Origin of the sequence: Jiella pacifica, from assembly GCF_010500815.1 — a bacterium.
Taxonomy (GTDB): Bacteria; Pseudomonadota; Alphaproteobacteria; order Rhizobiales; family Rhizobiaceae; genus Jiella; species Jiella pacifica.
In genome coordinates this window covers 144465-162055 of sequence record NZ_JAAAMG010000007.1, presented here as the reverse complement: position 1 = coordinate 162055, position 17591 = coordinate 144465, and the positions used below count along the sequence as shown (strand labels likewise).

Genomic DNA, 17591 nt, shown 5'->3' with positions numbered 1-17591 from the left:
TTTGCGGATGGCCGCTCGTTGCACGAGCAATTATCGCCGCCGGCTCGCGTTGCAAGATGATCGCTGCGAAGCTGTGACGATTCCAGCCTGCGATGTCGCGGCATGGCATCGCAACGGCCGCCGGCTCTCGCCACGACTATGCCGATGATGTCCATAATGCCGCTGCCGACGGCCGATCCTCGGGCGGTGGCGCGGGGCAGGGCCGCTCAGGCCAGGTCCGCGACCACCGCGTCGAGCACCAGCATGCCCGCCGGCGTCGCACGGATGCGATCCGGGCCGAGGCGCTCGATCATGCCATGATGGGCGAGGTCCTGTTCGCTCGCCTTGTCGATGTCCCGGCCGGCGAGCTTGCGCCAGCGGCAGAGATCGATCCCCTCGGTGAGGCGAAGGCCCATCAAGAGCAGCTCGTCCGCCTGCTCTTCGAGCGACAGCGCCTCGTCGGTCACGGCGCCCGAATCCCAGCTTTCCACCATCTTCAGCCAGGTCTCGGGCAACGGCTCGTTGGCGATGGCGTGGCGATGGCCGTTCTCGCCCTTGAGGCGGCCATGGGCGCCGGGACCGACGCCGGCATAGAATCCGTAGCGCCAATAGGTGAGGTTGTGGCGCGATTCGGCGCCCGGCACGGCGTGGTTGGAGATCTCGTAGGCCGGCAGGCCGCGCGCGGCGGTGATTGACTGCGTCGCCTCGTAGAGCTCGGCCGAGAGTTCCCCGTCCGGCACCTTCAGCTTGCCGGCCTTGTGCAGGTCGAAGAAGGGCGTGCCCATCTCGATGGTCAGCTGGTAGAGCGACAGATGGTCGGCGGCCAGATCGATCGCCTGGTTGAGCTCGGCCTCCCAGGCTTCCACCGTCTGGCTTGGCCGCGCATAGATCAGGTCGAAGGACAGCCGCGGGAAGATCTCGCGGGCGAGACGGATGGCTTCGAGCGCGGCCGAAACGTCATGCAGGCGGCCGAGACGCCTCAGGTCCGGATCGTTCAGCGCTTGGACGCCGAGCGACACCCGGTTGACCCCCGCCGCCCGATAGCCGCGAAACCGCGACGCCTCGACGCTCGACGGATTGGCCTCCAGGGTGATCTCGGCGTCGGGCGCGATCGCCCAGTTGGCCGCCACGGCATCGAGGATCGCCCCGACGGTCTCCGGCGCCATCAGGCTCGGCGTGCCGCCGCCGAAGAAGATCGAGGTGACGAGTTCGCCCTTGGAGCGCCGCGCGGCTTCCTTCAGCTCGCGCGTGAAGGCCGCGACGTAGCGCGGCTGGTCGATGGCCGAGCGGCGGACATGGCTGTTGAAGTCGCAGTAGGGGCATTTGGCCGCGCAGAACGGCCAATGGATGTAGACCCCGAAGCCCGGTGCCGCGGGCGTCTTGGCGAAGGGGAGGACCCCGGCGGCTAGGTGCGGCGACATCAGGTTCATCGGGCCCCTCTCATTCCACCCCGAGGGCGAGCTTGGCGAATTTCTGGAAGGCCCGCGCCCGGTGCGACAGCGCCGTCTTCTGGCCGGGCTCCCAGGCGTGCTTTTCCGCCGACATCATCTCGCCGAAGGTGCGGCTCTCGCCGTCCGGCAGGAAGATCGGGTCGTAGCCGAAGCCCTTGTCGCCGACCGGCGGCCAGACGACCGTGCCGTCCACCTCGCCGCGGAAGAACATCGGCTCATGGCCGGGCCGTGCCAGGCAGAGGACGGCGACGAAGGTGGCGCGGCGCTTGTCCGGCGTCGTCGCGCCGGCGGCCTGCAACTTTTCCTCGACGTTGCGCATCGCCATGGCGAAGTCGCGGTCCGGCCCGCCCCAGCGGGCCGAATAGATGCCGGGGTCGCCGTTCAGGGCCTCGATGGCGATGCCGCTGTCGTCCGACAGCGAGGCGAGCCCCGTCGCCTCCATCGCCGCCAGCGCCTTGATCGCGGCGTTCTCCTCGAAGGTCGTGCCGGTCTCTTCCGGATCGTCGAGACCCTTGTCGGCGGCCGACGTCACCTCGAAGCCGAAGGGCTCCATCAACTCGCGGATTTCCCAGATCTTGCCCTTGTTGTGGCTGGCGACGAGAAGCGGCCCGTCGGCCGGCGTCAGAAGCGGCATCAGTGCTCTCCGAGAACCTGGCGCTGCGTCGCGACCAGTTCGTTGATTCCCTTGCGGGCGAGCTTCAACAGTTCGAGGAACTCGTCCTCGGAGAAGGGCGCGCCCTCGGCGGTGCCCTGGATCTCGACGATGCCGCCGGCCCCGGTCATGACGAAATTGGCGTCGGTCTCGGCGGTGGAATCCTCGGCATAGTCGAGATCGAGCACCGGCTGGTTCTTGTAGATGCCGCAGGACACTGCCGCGACGTGGCCGAGAAGGACGTCGTGGCGCTTCACCATCGAGCGCTCCTCCATCCATTTGAGGCATTCCGACAGCGCCACGAAGCCGCCGGTGATCGCCGCCGTGCGCGTCCCGCCATCGGCCTGGAGGACGTCGCAGTCGATGGTGATCTGGCGCTCGCCGAGCGCCTGGAGGTCGACGATCGACCGGAGCGACCGGCCGATCAGCCGCTGGATCTCCTGGGTGCGGCCGGATTGCTTGCCCTGGGCTGCCTCGCGGCGCATGCGCTCGCCGGTCGCCCGCGGCAGCATGCCGTATTCCGCCGTCACCCAGCCCTTGCCGGTGTTCTTCAGGAACGGCGGCACCCGCTCTTCGAGGCTCGCCATGCACAGCACCTCGGTATTGCCGAAGCGCACGAGGCAGGAGCCTTCCGCATGGCGCGAGACGCCGGTGTCCATCGAGACGTCGCGCATGGCGTCATTGGGTCGTTTGGAAGGGCGCATGGCTCGATGTCTCGCTTTTGCTTCGAATTTTCATGGTTAACGGAGTGTTATTGTGCCGGGCTTGTATCGGGAAAGGCTGAAACGCGCAAAGGATTCGGGAGAGGATCTTTCGTTTCTTGAAGGGCCGGACGTCACTTGCCGGCCGGGTGCGGGTGTTCGACGACGCGCCACCGCGGATGGTTGGGCAATCGTCGCGGGGAGCGGCCATGTTGATGGCCCTCTTTCTCGGGCGTATGTTGAAAATCCCGACGCTGGCAGATGGGTTTCACGTGGCCATTCCCGAGCATGATCTCGTGTCAGCGGGCGAGTTCCTCCGGTGGGTGTGCGCCCAAGACGGTCGGTTCGAACTCGTCGACGGCCGGATCTTCCGGATGATGACGGGGGCCAAGCAGAGCCACAACGTCGTCACGGCGAACATCGTCGCGACGCTGTTGCCGCAGGCGAGACGTGGCGGTTGCCGAACCACCTCCAGCGATACCGCCGTGAGAACAGGACCACAGACCATTCGCTATCCCGACGTCGTCGTCGACTGCGGGCCGAACGATCGTGACGCGCTCGAAGCGTCACGGCCGACCTTGGTGGTGGAAGTGGCGTCGCCTGGGACCTCGGCGATCGACGCGACCGACAAGCTCGACGAATACCGGTCCCATGCCGAGATCCGGCTCATCCTTTTCGTCGATCCCGACGTCATCTCGGTCAAGCTCTACAGGCGGGACAAGGATGGCGGATGGGACGTCGAGAAATATGACGATCTCGATCAGATCGTCGCGCTTGCCGAGATCGGCGGATCGCTTGCCGTCGGTCAGATCTACGAAACGCTCGATCCGGCGACGCGACCTCGGCTGCGGCTGGTGGAAGAGCGACCCTTCCGCTGAGGCGTCGTGAGTGTCATGGCGTCGACGGGCTGATCGGACCGCCTCTTTCGCACCGCAAAATCCGCTTGCTCTCCGCAGCGAGCCGACTACCCTCCTCACCGGTACAGCGTAGAGAAGGATGAACTGCCCATGACCGACGTGATCGTGCTCGGCGCCGGCATGGTGGGGGTGGGCGCAGCGCTCGCTCTGCAGGCGCAGGGGAAGGACGTCGTCATCCTCGACAGGCAGCCGCGATTTGCCGGGGAGACGAGCTACGGCAACGCCGGCATCATCCAGGCCGAGGCCGTCGAGCCCTATGCCATGCCGACGGACATACCCTCGCTGATCGCCATCGCGCTGAAGCGCACCAACGACGTCGAATGGAGCTTCGAGGCGGTGTCCTCGGAGGTCAGGAACCTCTTCAGCTACTTTCGCTACTCCCAGCCGAAGAGCCTCCACCGCATCGCCGCGACCTACAGCGTCCTCATCCGCCGCTCGCGCGAGGACCACGCGCTCTACATCTCGGATGCCGGCGCCGACGCGCTGATCCGCAAGGACGGCTTCCACCAGGCCTGGCGCGACGAGGGCAAGCTCGCTGCCGCCGTCGCCAAGGCCGAGCGGGTGAACCGCGAATACGGCGTCGGGTATACGGCGCTCGATGCGAGCGGCCTGATGGCGGCCGAGCCGGCGCTGAAGCCCGGCTATGCCGGCGCCATTCACTGGACCGATCCCTGGTGCTGCTCGAGCCCCGGCGATCTGACCCGCGCCTATGGCGAACTCTTCCTGAAGCGCGGCGGCAGGCTGGTCGACGGCGACGCCGAGACGCTGGCGAAGTCGGGTGCCGGCTGGCGCGTCGACACCGTCGACGGCCCCCTGGAGGCGAAGGACGTCGTCGTCTGCCTCGGGGCCTGGTCGCCGAAGCTCCTGAAGCGCTTCGGCTACAGGATCCCGATGATCGAAAAGCGCGGCTATCACCAGCATTACCAGAACAATCCGCTGGACAAGCCGCTGATGGACGCTTCGGTGGGCGCGGTGTTCGTGCCGATGAAGCTCGGCATGCGCATCACCACCGGCGCCGAACTGACCGCCATGACCGCCACCCAGAACCTGCGCCAACTCGGCGAAGCCGAGGCGGGGGCACGAAAGGTGCTCGATTTCGGCGGCCCGGTCGAGAACCAGCCCTGGCACGGAACGCGCCCCTGCATGCCCGACATGCTGCCCGTCGTCGGCAAGGCGCCGCGCCATGACGGGCTGTGGTTCGATTTCGGCCACGGCCATCAGGGTTTCACGCTCGGGCCGACCACCGGCATGCTGATCGCCGATCTGATGGCGGATGGCGGCAAGGCCGGCGCTCCCGGCCCGGTGCTCGACGCCCTTTCGCCGAGGCGCTTTTCGTGAGGCGGAACCGGCGGCGAGCCCGCGATCTCCCGGCCGTGCCGCAGATGACGACGCGCCCGGCTTTCATCCGCCCGGGCGCACACCTATAGTATGGGCATGGTTTACCCAGAATTTTGCGTTTCATGATGTCCGTCAGCGACTTGGCCCGAGCTCAGCTTCCGCTGGATGCGCGCGCCCGGGAGATCTTTCGGCTGATCGTCGAAAGCTATCTCGACCAGGGCGAGCCCGTCGGCTCGCGCATGCTGTCGAAGCTCCTGACGTCGTCGCTGTCGCCAGCCTCGGTGCGCAACGTCATGAGCGACCTCGAAGCGCTCGGCCTGATATACTCGCCGCATGTCTCGGCCGGGCGGATGCCGACCGAGATCGGGCTGCGTTTCTTCGTCGACGCTTTCCTGGAGGTCGGCGATCTCGCCGCTTCGGAGCGCGACGAGATCGAGGAGAAGGTGCGGCTCGTCGGCGACGGGCGCGGCATGGAGAACCTCCTCACCGAGGCAAGCAACCTGCTCTCCGGCCTGTCGCGCGGCGCCGGCATCGTGGTCACGACCAAGTCCGACCTGCGGCTGAAGCACATCGAGTTCATCCGCCTCGAGCCGACCAAGGGGCTTGCCGTCCTCGTCGGCGCCAATGGCGAGGTGGAGAACCGGATCTTCGACCTGCCGGCGGGGGTGACCGCCTCGCAGCTCGTCGAGGCCGGCAACTTTCTCAACGCCCATGTCGTCGGCCGCACCCTCGGCGAGGCGCGCGAGCGCATCGCCGCGCTGAAGGACGAGACGGCAACGGCCCTCGATCTGTTGTCCCAGGCGCTCGTCGATCAGGGGCTCGCCATCTGGTCGGGTGCCGCAGCCGGGCAGCCGGCGCAGCTCATCGTCCGCGGCCGGGCGAACCTTCTCGACAACATCTCCGCCGCCGACGACATCGAGCGGCTGCGGCTGCTGTTCGACGATCTCGAAACGAAGAACGGCATGATCGAGCTGCTCGGCCTCGCCGAGGGCGGCAACGGCGTCCGGATCTTCATCGGCTCGGAGAACAAGCTGTTCTCCCTGTCGGGCTCGTCGTTGATCGTCGCGCCCTACAAGGGCGGCACCGAGAGCGTCGTCGGCGCCGTCGGCGTCATCGGTCCGACACGGCTGAACTATCGCCGCGTCGTGCCGATGGTCGACTACACCGCGCGCATCGTCTCGCGGCTGTTGCAGCAGAAGGCCGCCGACGGCGAGGCTTGATTTTCGAGCCCGCCAATTCGATATGCCGCTGCGATAACGCATTCGTGCATCGGACGGGGCCGTGGTCGTCGAGAACTGCGGGCCCTCCGGTCATGCCGCCAAGACGAGGACGTCCGATGGTTCGAGCCCCGCAACGGGCGGGGCAGGATGTCGAGAAAACAGGATGAAAGAGGGAAGATGAGCGAGACCGGCAAACCCGAGGGCGAGAGCCACGAGACCGATGCCGCCGAGACGGCTGCGGGCGAGAGCGCGGCTGCGGGGACGGCGACACCGCAATCTTCGAAGTGGGGCGCGGCCTATGGCGAGGCGGCGGGCGACGAGGATGGCGCCCGCGACGGCGACGAGCAGCAGGCGCGCATCGCCGCGCTGGAAGCGGAGAACGCCGACGTCAAGGACCGGCTGTTGCGGCTGGCCGCCGACATGGAGAACCTGCGTCGCCGCACCGAGCGGGAAGTGAAGGACGCGCGCACCTACGCCGTCACGAGCTTCGCCCGCGAGATGCTGTCGGTCGCCGACAATCTTTCGCGCGCCCTCGATGCGGTGCCCGAGGAGCATCGGGCCGACGAGAGCTCCGGCCTGAAGGCGCTGATCGAAGGCGTCGACATGACCGAGAAGGGCCTTCTCGCGACGCTCGAAAAGCACGGGGTCAGGAAGCTCGAGCCGCAGGGCCAGCGCTTCGATCCGAACTTCCATCAGGCGATGTTCGAAATCCCCAATCCCGAGGTGCCGAACGGCACGGTGCTGCAGGTCGTCCAGGCCGGCTATGCCATCGGCGAGCGGGTGCTGCGGCCGGCGATGGTCGGCGTCTCCAAGGGTGGGCCGAAGGCGGCGCCGGCCGAGGCAAGGGGCGCCGAGGCGGAGGCCGGCACGGGGCAATAGTCCCAGACGGTTTTCCCCGCTGTTATCCAGAGGTTTTCAGGCTGATGAGGAGCCGCCCCATTCGGGCGGCTTCTTTGCTTTGTGACGAATCACCCGATGGTGTAGGCCATCCGCTTTCGGGCAATTGATGAAAAGGATGCGACGGCGATGGCGGAGCCTGCGCGCAAATTCGAGGAAGAGGCGGCGATCTATCGCGAGGCACCGGCCAACATCGAGGCCGAGCAGGCGCTGATCGGCGCGATTCTCGTCAACAACGACGCCTATTACGTCGTCCACGACTTCCTGAAGCCCGACCACTTCTTCGAGCCGATCCACAAGGAGATCTTCGAAAAGACCTCCGAAATGATCCGGATGGGCAAGATCGCCAATCCGGTGACGATCAAGACGTTCCTGAAGGCGAACGACAAGATCGGCGAGATGACCCTCGCGCAGTATCTTGCGCGGCTCGCGGCCGAAGCGACGACGATCATCAACACGCTCGACTACGGCCGGGCAGTCTACGATCTGGCGCTGCGCCGATCGCTGATCGGGATCGGCGAGGAGATGGTCAATCTCGCCTATGACGCGCCGCTCGACATGGAGCCGAAGAACCAGATCGAGGAGGCCGAGCGACGGCTCTTCACGCTCGCCGAGACCGGCCGCTACGATGGCGGCTTCCAGTCCTTCACCGACGCCGTCACCCTCGCCGTGCAGATGGCGACGGCGGCCAAGGACCGGGACGGCGGCCTCTCCGGCGTCTCCACCGGCATCATGGCGATGGACGGCAAGATGGGCGGGCTGCAGCCCTCCGACCTGATCATCCTCGCCGGCCGTCCGGCCATGGGCAAGACCTCGCTCGCCACCAACATCGCCTTCAACATCGCCGCCGCCTACGAGCCGGCCGAGCAGGCCGATGGCTCGTTCAAGGCCAAGAACGGCGGCGTCGTCGGCTTCTTCTCGCTGGAAATGTCGGCCGAGCAGCTGGCGACGCGTATCATCTCCGAGCAGACTGAGATCTCCTCCTCGAAGATCCGCCGCGGCCAGATCAACGACCAGGAACTGACCAAGCTGATCGCCTGTTCGGAGATGATGCAGCGCCTGCCGCTCTATATCGACCAGACCGGCGGCATCTCGATCGCCCAGCTTTCGGCGCGAGCCCGCCGGCTGAAGCGCCAGCGCGGCCTCGACGTCATGGTGATCGACTACGTCCAGCTGATGCAGGGCTCGTCCAAGGCGTCCTCGCAGAACCGTGTCCAGGAAATCACGGAGATCACCACGGGCCTGAAGGCGCTGGCGAAGGAGCTGCAGGTGCCGATCATCGCCCTGTCGCAGCTGTCGCGCCAGGTCGAATCGCGCGACGACAAGCGCCCGCAGCTGTCGGATCTGCGCGAATCCGGCTCGATCGAGCAGGACGCCGACGTCGTGATGTTCGTCTATCGCGACGAATATTATCTCGCCAACCGCGAGCCCAAGCCCGGCACCGACGAGCATCTGAAATGGGAGCAGGCGCTCAACGACGCGCGCGGCAAGGCCGAGGTGATCATCGCCAAGCAGCGCCACGGCCCGACCGCCACGATCCCGCTCGCCTTCCAGGCTGAATACACCCGCTTCACCGATCTCGCCGAGGAGGCCTATCTGCCCGAGCGGTTCGAGTAGGTGGGCGGACGGGGTGCTGCAAAGGCATCGAGCGGGGAACGCGGCGACACCTTCACCCTCATGGTGAGCCTGTCGAACCACGAGGGTGAAGGCTCCAGATCGCCTCGGGGTGCCCTCGTGGTTCGACAGGCTCACCATGAGGGCAACTGCTGCCGCCGCGACCTTGGCAGCATCATAAGGAAGACGCTGCGCCGGCGCTCGCCGGCGGTGGTTCCCTGCATGCAGCCCTGTCGGATCCCGGTCGCACGACGAACCCAGATCAATGACCGGCCGGCGTCACCCGCCTGCTCGCCCAAAATCCCCATTCTCTGCTACGCTCCGCTCTGACGATCGGGCAGGGGAGGTGCCGGGTCTTGGGCAATCCCATCCGACGGGGCACATCATGGCAGCATCGACCGCATTGGCGTCTTCAAATTCGCGCATGCCGCGCGTCACCATCGACACCGAGGCGCTGAAGGCCAATTGGCGGACGCTCGATGCCCTGAACGGCAAGGCCCGCACCGGTGCGGCGGTGAAGGCCGACGGCTACGGCCTCGGTGCGGGGCTGGTGGCGGAGGCGCTTTTCGAGGCCGGCTGCCGGGACTTCTTCGTCGCCTGGGTGGAAGAGGGCGTGTCGCTGCGCGCGTCGCTCGACGGGGCGGACAGGCGCGACGCGCGGATCTACGTGCTGCAGGGTCTCGCGCTCGCCGACGTGCCGGCCTGTCTCGAAGCCGGGCTGATCCCGGTCCTGTCGAACCTCGCCGAGATCGCCGCCTGGGGCGAGGGCCTGGAACGCGCCGGCTGCAGCGCCCCCGCGGCGCTGCAGTTCGAGACCGGCATGAACCGCCTCGGCCTCGACGCGGCCGAGATCCCGATCGTCAAGGCGGCGCAGGCGGGGGGCGCGCTCGACATTCGCCTTCTGATGAGCCATCTCGCCAGCGCCGACGAGGGCACGGAGCAGCGCGAGGCGCAGCGCTTGCAGTTCCTGGCGATCTGCGAGAACTTTCCGGGCGTCGAGCGTTCGCTGGCCAATTCCGCCGGCTCGTTTCTCGGCGAGGGCTACGCCTTCGATCTCACCCGTCCCGGCATCGCCCTTTATGGCGGCCGGGCCGGCGCACCCTCCGACGGCAAGCTGAAACCGGTCGCGACGCTCACCGCCGCCATCCTCCAGGTCCGCGCCGCAAAGGCCGGCGAGGCCGCCGGCTACGGCGCGGCGGCGAAGCTTGCCCGCGACACCCGCATCGCCACCGTCGGCCTCGGCTATGCCGACGGCTACCCCCGCGCCGCCTCCGGCGCCGGTGTGCCGCTGCGCGAGACAAGGCCGGGGGCGATGGCCTTCGTGGCGGGGCATATGGTGCCGGTGCTCGGCCGGGTGTCGATGGATCTGACGTTGCTGGACGTGACCAGCGTTCCCACGGATCTGGTGGAACCGGGCATGCGGGCGGAGTTTTTTGGAGCGAACGTGTCAATCGACGCGGTGGCCGATGCTGCGGGGACGATCGCGTATGAATTGTTGACGGGGCTGGGGAAACGGGTTGAACGGGTTTACTGATGAAGCTCGGTACGATTGGACGTGGACTTCTGCCGTTCTTGCCTCTCCTCGTCGGCGTCGGATTGAAGTTCGCTCCCATAGACCAGCCGACGGGTGAGCAGCGCGTGACGCTGCGTCTCGATCACGACGTCGTGGAGGCGCTGCGGTCGTCGGGGAAGGGATGGCAGACACGGGTGTACGGTGCTCTCAGGGATTGGCTCGACAAGTCGTGGCCGCGGGGCGACGCATGACCCGTTGATCTGCTCGGGGGGGCACCATCGCCGCCGACCCGCCTCAGGCTTCGCTCAAGACTGTTCTGAGCCAGTTGCTGGCGACGTGGGGCCCGACGATGACGAGCGTTGCGGTTATCGCAACGACGACGGTGCCGTGGAACATTGTGATCAGGAGCAGTTGCGTTCGAAACGGCTCCTTGCGGGTCTTGTGGCGAAGCAGCTTCTGGCCGGCGATCGCGCCGATACTGCCTCCCACGAGCGCCAGGGTGAGGAGCCGCTGCTCGGGAATTCGCCAGCCACCTTGACGCGCCCGCGCCTTGTCGAACAGGAAAGCCAGATAGGCGGCGCAGTTGATCGCGATGAGATAGAAGCCGATGGCGAGCATGATGCTGTCGTCCGTCAAGGTGCCGTGCATCGTGGTCGCTCTGCTCCTGATGAAGTCGATGTAGCGGTCGGTAGTCGGCCCGTGGGCGTGCCGGATCATGCGGCCGTCTCGATCAAGCCGCTCAAGGCTGACCCAAGGAGTTCCATGGCCAAATCCAAGCTCACCTTCATCTGCCAGGCCTGCGGCGCGGTCTATACGCGCTGGCAGGGCAAGTGCGAATCCTGCGGCGAGTGGAACACCATCGTCGAGGAGAACGCCTCCGGGGGCATCGGCGGCGGGCCGCAGCGCGGCTCGCGGCGCAAGGGCCGCCCTTCGGCGCTGCTGCCTCTTTCCGGCGAGATCGAGGAGGCGCCGCGGATCGTCTCCGGCATCGACGAACTCGATCGTGCCACCGGCGGCGGCATCGTGCGCGGCTCGGCGATCCTCATCGGCGGCGATCCCGGCATCGGCAAGTCGACGCTTTTGATGCAGGCGGCCGCCGCCCTGGCGCGGCGCGGCAATTCGGTCGTCTACGTCTCCGGCGAGGAAGCGGTGGCGCAGGTGCGGCTGCGGGCCCAGCGGCTGCAGGCGGCGGACACCGACGTGATGCTGATGGCCGAAACCAATGTGGAGGACATTCTGGCGACCCTCGCCGAGGCCAAGCGCCCCGATCTCCTGATCATCGATTCGATCCAGACTCTCTGGTCGGACTTTGCCGAATCGGCGCCGGGCACGGTCACCCAGGTGCGGGCCGGCGTGCAGGCGCTGGTGAAATACGCCAAGTCGTCGGGTTCGGCCGTGATCCTCGTCGGCCACGTGACCAAGGACGGCCAGATCGCCGGACCGCGGGTCGTCGAGCACATGGTCGATGCGGTGCTTTATTTCGAAGGCGAGGGCGGTCATCACTTCCGCATTCTTCGCACGGTGAAGAACCGCTTCGGCCCGACCGACGAGATCGGCGTCTTCGAGATGGGCGGGGAAGGCCTGCGGGAAGTCGCCAACCCGTCGGAACTCTTCCTCGGCGAGCGCAACGCCAAGTCGCCCGGCGCCGCCGTCTTCGCCGGCATGGAGGGCACGCGCCCCGTGCTGGTCGAGATCCAGGCGCTCGTCGCGCCCTCGGCGCTGGGAACGCCCCGCCGCGCCGTCGTCGGCTGGGACCAGCCGCGGCTTGCCATGGTGCTTGCCGTGCTCGACGCTCATTGCGGCGTGCGCCTCGGCCAGCACGACGTCTATCTCAACGTCGCCGGGGGGTTCCGCATTTCCGAGCCGGCGGCCGATCTCGCCGTCGCCGCCGCCTTGGTCTCCTCGCTGTCGGGCGCGCCGCTGCCGTCCGACTGCGTCTATTTCGGCGAGGTCAGCCTGTCCGGCGCCGTGCGCCCCGTCGCTCATGCGGCGCAGCGGCTGAAGGAGGCCGAGAAACTCGGCTTCTCCCGCTCGGTCCTGCCGGACTCGACCGCAGATCTGCCGAAATCCCCCGGCATGCGGGTCGAGGCGGTGGAAGCGCTGCCCGATCTCGTCGCCAAGGTCGCGGCCGGAGGCGCCATCCCCGGCTCCGGCGAAGAGGCTTGAAGCCGCCCGCGAATCTTTTAGTGAAAATTATGCCGCAAAACGGTAATGGGGTGTTCGGCCGCGACGGGCCGCTGCCGACCCCTCGACCCTGGAAGTCTCTACGATGTCACTCACACTGCTCGACGCCAGTCTCGTTGCGATCATGCTGGTCTCGGCCCTGCTTGCGATGGTGCGCGGTTTTTCGCGCGAGGTTCTGTCGATCGTCGCCTGGGCGGTCGCGGCGATCGTCGCCTTCCTGTTCTACGCCGATCTGACGCCCTATGCCGAACAGTACATCTCTTCGCGGACCGTCGCGATGGCGGCTTCGGCGGCGGCGATCTTCATCGTCACGCTGATCATCGTCTCCTTCATCACGCTGAGGATTGCCGACTTCATCATCGACAGCCGCATCGGCGCTCTCGACCGGGTGCTCGGCTTCGTCTTCGGCGCGGTGCGCGGGCTTCTCCTCGTCGTCGTCGCCATGCTGTTCTTCAACTGGCTGGCCCCTGAGAACCAGCCGGCCTGGATCGCCAACTCCGCCTCCAAGCCCTATCTCGACGATCTCGGCAAGCAGCTGGTCGCCGCGCTTCCGGAGAATCCGGAAGGTCTGATCATGGATCAGATCGACAATCTCAAGGAGGGCGGCGAGCCGGCGGACGGACAGGCGCCGGCCGGCGAGGAGCCGACGACGATCGACGGCGCCATCCAGGGGGCGGAGCCCGCAAGTCCAGCCCCGGACGTCGACGAGGGACCGACGAATTGACGGGCTTTCGCATCGGGGCCGATGGGGCGGGGCAAGGGGTGAACCCTCTCTCCCCGACACGCGACTCGCGATATGCGAGGAGAGTCCCTATATCTGTGCAATCACACCAGCCAGCGGAACGCGGATAGATATGGACGAGACGCCGTTCGGCGACGACACGCTGCATGAAGAATGCGGCGTTTTCGGCATTTTCGAGCGGGCGGACGCCGCCGCCGTTGTCACGCTCGGGCTGCATGCGCTTCAACATCGCGGCCAGGAAGCGGCCGGCATCGTCTCCCACGACGGTGCGCAGTTTCATGTCGAGCGCCATTCAGGGCTGATCGGCGACACCTTCACCAAGCCGCAGGTGCTCGAGCGCCTGCCGGGCCGGTCGGCGATCGGCCACACCCGCTATGCCACCACCGGCGGCGGCGGCCTCAGAAACGTCCAGCCGTTCTTCGCCGAGCTGTCCGCCGGCGGCTTTGCCGTTGCCCACAACGGCAACATCACCAACGCGATGACCGTGCAGCGCGAATTGCAGCGGCGCGGCTCGATCTTCTCGTCGACGTCGGATACCGAGACGATCCTCCATCTCGTCGCCACCAGCGGCGCGCGGGCCTTCGTCGACAAGCTGATCGACGCCCTGTCGCGGCTCGAAGGGGCGTTCTCGCTTGTCGGTCTTTCGGCAAATTCGCTGATCGGCGTGCGCGACCCGCTCGGGATTCGGCCGCTGGTCCTCGGCGAATTCGAAGGCTCGCTCATCCTCGCCTCGGAAACCTGCGCCCTCGACATCATCGGCGCCGATTTCATCCGCGACATCGCCCCCGGCGAGATGGTCGTGATCACCGAGAGCGGGATCGAGAGCATCTTTCCGTTCCAGTCGCGCCGGCCGCGGTTCTGTATCTTCGAATATGTCTATTTCGCCCGGCCGGATTCGAACGTCGAGGGCCGCAACGTCTACGACATCCGCAAGAAGATCGGCATGGAGCTCGCCCGCGAGAGCCATGTCGACGCGGACGTCATTGTGCCGGTGCCCGATTCCGGCGTTCCTGCGGCGATCGGCTATGCGCAGGAGGCGGCGCTTCCCTTCGAACTCGGCATCATCCGCAACCACTATGTCGGGCGCACCTTCATCCAGCCGACGGATTCGATCCGCCACATGGGCGTCAAGCTGAAGCACAACGCCAACCGGATGATGATCGAAGGCAAGCGCGTCGTCCTTGTCGACGATTCGATCGTGCGCGGCACCACCAGCCAGAAGATCGTGCAGATGGTCCGCGAGGCCGGCGCCCGCGAGGTCCACATGCGCATTGCCTCTCCGCCGACTCGGGCCTCGTGCTTTTACGGTGTCGACACGCCGGAAAAGGCCAAGCTGCTTGCCTCGCGCATGACGATCGAGGAAATGGCGGAGTTCATCCAGGTGGACTCGCTCGCCTTCCTGTCGATCGACGGGCTCTACCGGGCCTGCGGCGAGGAAGAGCGCACGAAGATCGCGCCGCAGTTCTGCGACGCCTGCTTCACCGGCGACTATCCGACTTCGCTGACCGATCAGGACGGGGCGGACAACGTCCGCCAGCTGTCGCTGCTCGGCGGCGCCGGCTGAACGCGAAAACGACGATAGGGAGGGATCGCCGATGGCCGGACGGCTCGAAGGCAAGACCGCGCTGGTGACCGGCGCTTCGCGCGGCATCGGCTATCAGATCGCCAAGCAGATGGCGGCCGAGGGCGCGCACGTGATCGCGCTGGCGCGCACCGTCGGCGGCTTGGAAGAGCTCGATGACGAGATCAAGTCGGCCGGCGGCTCGGCCACCCTCGTTCCCCTCGACCTCACCGACATGGGCGGTATCGACCGGCTCGGCGGGGCGATCAAGCAGCGTTGGGGCAAGCTCGACGTCCTGGTCGCCAATGCCGGCCTGCTCGGTGTCCTCTCGCCGATCGGCCACATCGAGGCAAAGGTCTTCGACAAGACCATGACCGTCAACGTCACCTCGACCTGGCGGCTGATCCGTTCGGTCGACCCGCTGCTGCGCGCCTCCGAGGCGGGCCGGGCGATCGTCATGTCGTCGGGGGCGGCCCATTCGGCCAAGGCCTACTGGTCGCTCTATGCGGCGACCAAGGCGGCCTGCGAGGCGATGGTCCGCTCCTGGGCCAACGAGACGATGAACACGAAGCTGCGCGTCAACGCCGTCAATCCCGGCGCGACCCGCACCCGCATGCGCGCCGAGGCGATGCCCGGCGAAGACCCCAAGACCCTGCCGACCGCCCGCGAAGTTGCGGCGAAGATCCTGCCGCTGGCTTTTGACGACGTCACCGAGACGGGCAAGATCTTCGACGTGCGGGAGAACCGCTTCCTGACCTATCAGGACCCGGCCTGAACAGAGCCGTTTCTGGCTGCCGGACGCAATCGGCGGCGGCTCACGCCACCCGTTTGCCCTGGCGCCAGATGGCGCGGACCACCGGCGGCTCGCCCGGCTGATGGGCAACCCGGATCAGATCGGCGCGCAGCCCCGCGGCAATGCGACCGCGATCGGCGAGACCTGCCGCCTCGCCGGGATTGGCCGAGGCGAGGCGGGTTGCGGCCGGTAGTGGGACGAGACCGGTGTCTGCGAGCGTGAACACCGCCTGGATCAGGCTGAAGGGCACGTAGTCCGAGGACAGGACGTCGAGCAGCCCTGCCCGAAGAAGCTGGATCGCCGAGACGTTGCCGGAATGGGAGCGCCCGCGCACCACGTTCGGCGCGCCCATCAGCACCTTCATGCCGGCCGCCCGTGACGCTTCGGCCGCCGCGATCGTCGTGGGAAACTCCGAAATCCGCGTGCCGAGCGCGATCGATTCCGCGACATGGGCGATCGTCGCGTCGTCGTGAGACGCGAGCGCGATGCCGCGCGTCTGGCATTCGGCAGCGATCGCCCGCCGGTGCGGCCCGGCATTCTTCTCCGACTGAGCGATGCGGGCGGCGGCGAAGGCCTCGAAGTCGGCCTCGCTCATCTTGAACTTGTCCGTCAGATAGGCACGCAGGGCAGCCATATCGTGAAACTGCCGCTGGCCGGGCGCATGGTCCATCAGCGAAACGAGCCGCAGCCGCGGGTGATCCTTCAGGAGATCGAAGCCTTCGACCACGTCGTCGGCCGAGACTTCGCAGCGCAGATGGACGAAGTGTTCGGCCCGCAGCCGTCCTTCGGCCACCGCTCGCTCGATCGTGTCGGCGAGACGGGCCACCGCTTCGGCATCGGCGCGTGTGTTCTCGTCGGAGCCGACGCGCACCGCATCGAAGACCGTGGTGATGCCCGAGGTCGCCACCTGGCCGTCATGGGCCTGCACCGCCGCCATCGCGTTCCAGACGACGCCGGAACGCGGGTTGAGGTGCCCCTCGATCTGGTCGGTGTGAAGTTCGACGAGGCCGGGCAGCAGATAGTCGCCGTCCACGTCCTCCCCGCCGGTCGATCTCGAGGGCAGGATTTCGGCGATGCGGCCATCCTCGATCGCGATGGCACCCTCGACGATTTCATCGCACAGAACGAGGCGGGCATTTGCGAGGATCATCGAGCGGGTCATTGTGTCTTCTCTCAACAGGGAGCCGACCGATGGACAGGCGATGCTCGTTTCGTCTCAAGAGCAAACGAAAAGCCCGTGGCATCAGCTGCCCCGGGCTTTCGGTCGGTCCCGCAGAAATTCGTCGCGGCTCGCCTCAGCGGACGCGCCGACGCTCCGTCACCGCCTGGAAGGCGAGCTTGGCATGGAACGAGCAGTAGGGCGTTCCATCGCCGGAATGATCGCCGCAGAAGTGGAAGTCCGGCGACAGAGGATCGCCGATCGGCCACTTGCAGGTCCGCTCGGTGAGCTGCACGAGCGACAGCTTGCGCATCATCGGAACCACCTCGGCGCCCTTGCGCACGATCGGCTGGACCTGTTCCTCGATCTCATCTTCGACCTCGACCTTCAACGCCGTCGCGCCCATGGTCCGGGCGACGGGCCGGCTCGCCTGCATCACCTGGGCGGCAATGACCTGCGAGGCGACGACACGCGGGGTCGCAGCCACAGCCGGCTCGGCGATGGCGGCGACGACGGGCTTTTCCTCCGGCGCCGATTTCGCGCGGGATTCCAGCTTCAGGCGATGCACCTTGCCGATAACCGCATTGCGGCTGACACCGCCGAGCTTCTCGGCGATCTGGCTGGCGCTGTGGCCTTCGGACCAGAGTCGGCGCAGCATCTCCACGCGTTCGTCCGTCCAACCCATTGGCTTGCTCCTTCTTCACGGAAGCGGCGCCCGGAATCCAACACCCTCTCGCGCAAGCCAATGCGCGATTGGGGACACAAGATGTATGGTGAGACTAGGTCCGCCGCTCGAAGTCTAGTATCTAGGCACGGAATTTACCGTATCGCCCGACTCGCTGACAAGAGTCGCATGTCAAGGAAACGACC

The 17591-nt window shown here is 66.8% G+C and carries 17 protein-coding genes; 11 read left to right on the top strand and 6 right to left on the bottom strand.

What is annotated here, in order from left to right; all coding sequences use genetic code 11:
- Window positions 1-206 precede the first annotated feature (206 nt).
- The 3 genes from hemW to rph are packed head-to-tail and all read right to left on the bottom strand — an operon-like array spanning window position 207 to window position 2786.
- On the bottom strand, window positions 207-1409 hold the full coding sequence (gene hemW / locus GTK09_RS10870) for a radical SAM family heme chaperone HemW (protein ID WP_163463178.1): 1203 nt from the start codon (window positions 1407-1409) through the stop codon (window positions 207-209).
- Between the two features lie 10 nt (window positions 1410-1419).
- Window positions 1420-2064, bottom strand: coding sequence for an RdgB/HAM1 family non-canonical purine NTP pyrophosphatase (gene rdgB, locus GTK09_RS10865; protein ID WP_163463177.1), 645 nt, complete (start codon window positions 2062-2064; stop codon window positions 1420-1422).
- On the bottom strand, window positions 2064-2786 hold the full coding sequence (gene rph, locus GTK09_RS10860) for a ribonuclease PH (RefSeq protein ID WP_163463176.1): 723 nt from the start codon (window positions 2784-2786) through the stop codon (window positions 2064-2066). The genes rdgB and rph overlap by 1 nt, the downstream gene beginning before the upstream one ends.
- A 206-nt stretch (window positions 2787-2992) precedes the next feature.
- Between rph and GTK09_RS10855 the strand changes: the two genes are divergently transcribed.
- The 7 genes from GTK09_RS10855 to GTK09_RS10825 all read left to right on the top strand — a co-directional run bounded on the left by GTK09_RS10855 (window position 2993) and on the right by GTK09_RS10825 (window position 10533).
- Window positions 2993-3661, top strand: a complete 669-nt coding sequence (locus GTK09_RS10855; protein WP_246217839.1) for a Uma2 family endonuclease — start codon at window positions 2993-2995, stop codon at window positions 3659-3661.
- Window positions 3662-3790: 129 nt separating this feature from the next.
- Window positions 3791-5038, top strand: coding sequence for an NAD(P)/FAD-dependent oxidoreductase (locus GTK09_RS10850; RefSeq protein ID WP_163463175.1), 1248 nt, complete (start codon window positions 3791-3793; stop codon window positions 5036-5038).
- 125 nt (window positions 5039-5163) lie between these two features.
- The gene (gene hrcA / locus GTK09_RS10845) at window positions 5164-6258 is read left to right on the top strand and encodes a heat-inducible transcriptional repressor HrcA (protein WP_163463261.1); all 1095 of its coding nucleotides are present in this window, start codon (window positions 5164-5166) and stop codon (window positions 6256-6258) included.
- Window positions 6259-6435: 177 nt separating this feature from the next.
- Window positions 6436-7137 (top strand): nucleotide exchange factor GrpE, encoded by a 702-nt coding sequence (gene grpE / locus GTK09_RS10840; protein ID WP_163463174.1) that lies wholly within the window; start codon window positions 6436-6438, stop codon window positions 7135-7137.
- A gap of 147 nt (window positions 7138-7284) precedes the next feature.
- Window positions 7285-8772 (top strand): replicative DNA helicase, encoded by a 1488-nt coding sequence (locus GTK09_RS10835; RefSeq protein ID WP_163463173.1) that lies wholly within the window; start codon window positions 7285-7287, stop codon window positions 8770-8772.
- A 382-nt stretch (window positions 8773-9154) separates the two neighbouring features.
- The gene (alr, locus tag GTK09_RS10830) at window positions 9155-10303 is read left to right on the top strand and encodes an alanine racemase (protein ID WP_163463172.1); all 1149 of its coding nucleotides are present in this window, start codon (window positions 9155-9157) and stop codon (window positions 10301-10303) included.
- A complete protein-coding gene (locus GTK09_RS10825) occupies window positions 10303-10533 on the top strand; it encodes a BrnA antitoxin family protein (RefSeq protein ID WP_163463171.1) in 231 nt (76 codons plus the stop codon). Before alr ends, GTK09_RS10825 begins: the two co-directional genes overlap by 1 nt.
- A gap of 43 nt (window positions 10534-10576) precedes the next feature.
- Here GTK09_RS10825 and GTK09_RS10820 read toward each other — a convergent pair whose 3' ends face one another.
- Window positions 10577-10999: a DUF1294 domain-containing protein gene (locus GTK09_RS10820; protein ID WP_376767985.1), complete on the bottom strand. Its 423-nt coding sequence runs from the start codon at window positions 10997-10999 to the stop codon at window positions 10577-10579.
- Window positions 11000-11044: 45 nt separating this feature from the next.
- Here GTK09_RS10820 and radA point away from each other — a divergent pair, with 45 nt between their 5' ends.
- The 4 genes from radA to GTK09_RS10800 all read left to right on the top strand — a co-directional run bounded on the left by radA (window position 11045) and on the right by GTK09_RS10800 (window position 15544).
- The gene (gene radA, locus GTK09_RS10815) at window positions 11045-12448 is read left to right on the top strand and encodes a DNA repair protein RadA (protein ID WP_163463170.1); all 1404 of its coding nucleotides are present in this window, start codon (window positions 11045-11047) and stop codon (window positions 12446-12448) included.
- Between the two features lie 103 nt (window positions 12449-12551).
- A complete protein-coding gene (locus tag GTK09_RS10810; RefSeq protein ID WP_163463169.1) occupies window positions 12552-13190 on the top strand; it encodes a CvpA family protein in 639 nt (212 codons plus the stop codon).
- A 130-nt stretch (window positions 13191-13320) separates the two neighbouring features.
- The gene (gene purF / locus GTK09_RS10805) at window positions 13321-14772 is read left to right on the top strand and encodes an amidophosphoribosyltransferase (RefSeq protein ID WP_163463168.1); all 1452 of its coding nucleotides are present in this window, start codon (window positions 13321-13323) and stop codon (window positions 14770-14772) included.
- 31 nt (window positions 14773-14803) lie between these two features.
- Complete coding sequence (locus GTK09_RS10800; RefSeq protein WP_163463167.1) at window positions 14804-15544, top strand: SDR family NAD(P)-dependent oxidoreductase; 741 nt, start codon at window positions 14804-14806, stop codon at window positions 15542-15544.
- A gap of 40 nt (window positions 15545-15584) precedes the next feature.
- Here GTK09_RS10800 and GTK09_RS10795 read toward each other — a convergent pair whose 3' ends face one another.
- On the bottom strand, window positions 15585-16724 hold the full coding sequence (locus GTK09_RS10795; RefSeq protein ID WP_163463166.1) for an alpha-D-ribose 1-methylphosphonate 5-triphosphate diphosphatase: 1140 nt from the start codon (window positions 16722-16724) through the stop codon (window positions 15585-15587).
- 133 nt (window positions 16725-16857) lie between these two features.
- Window positions 16858-17406, bottom strand: coding sequence for a GcrA family cell cycle regulator (locus tag GTK09_RS10790; protein ID WP_163463165.1), 549 nt, complete (start codon window positions 17404-17406; stop codon window positions 16858-16860).
- Window positions 17407-17591 lie beyond the last annotated feature (185 nt).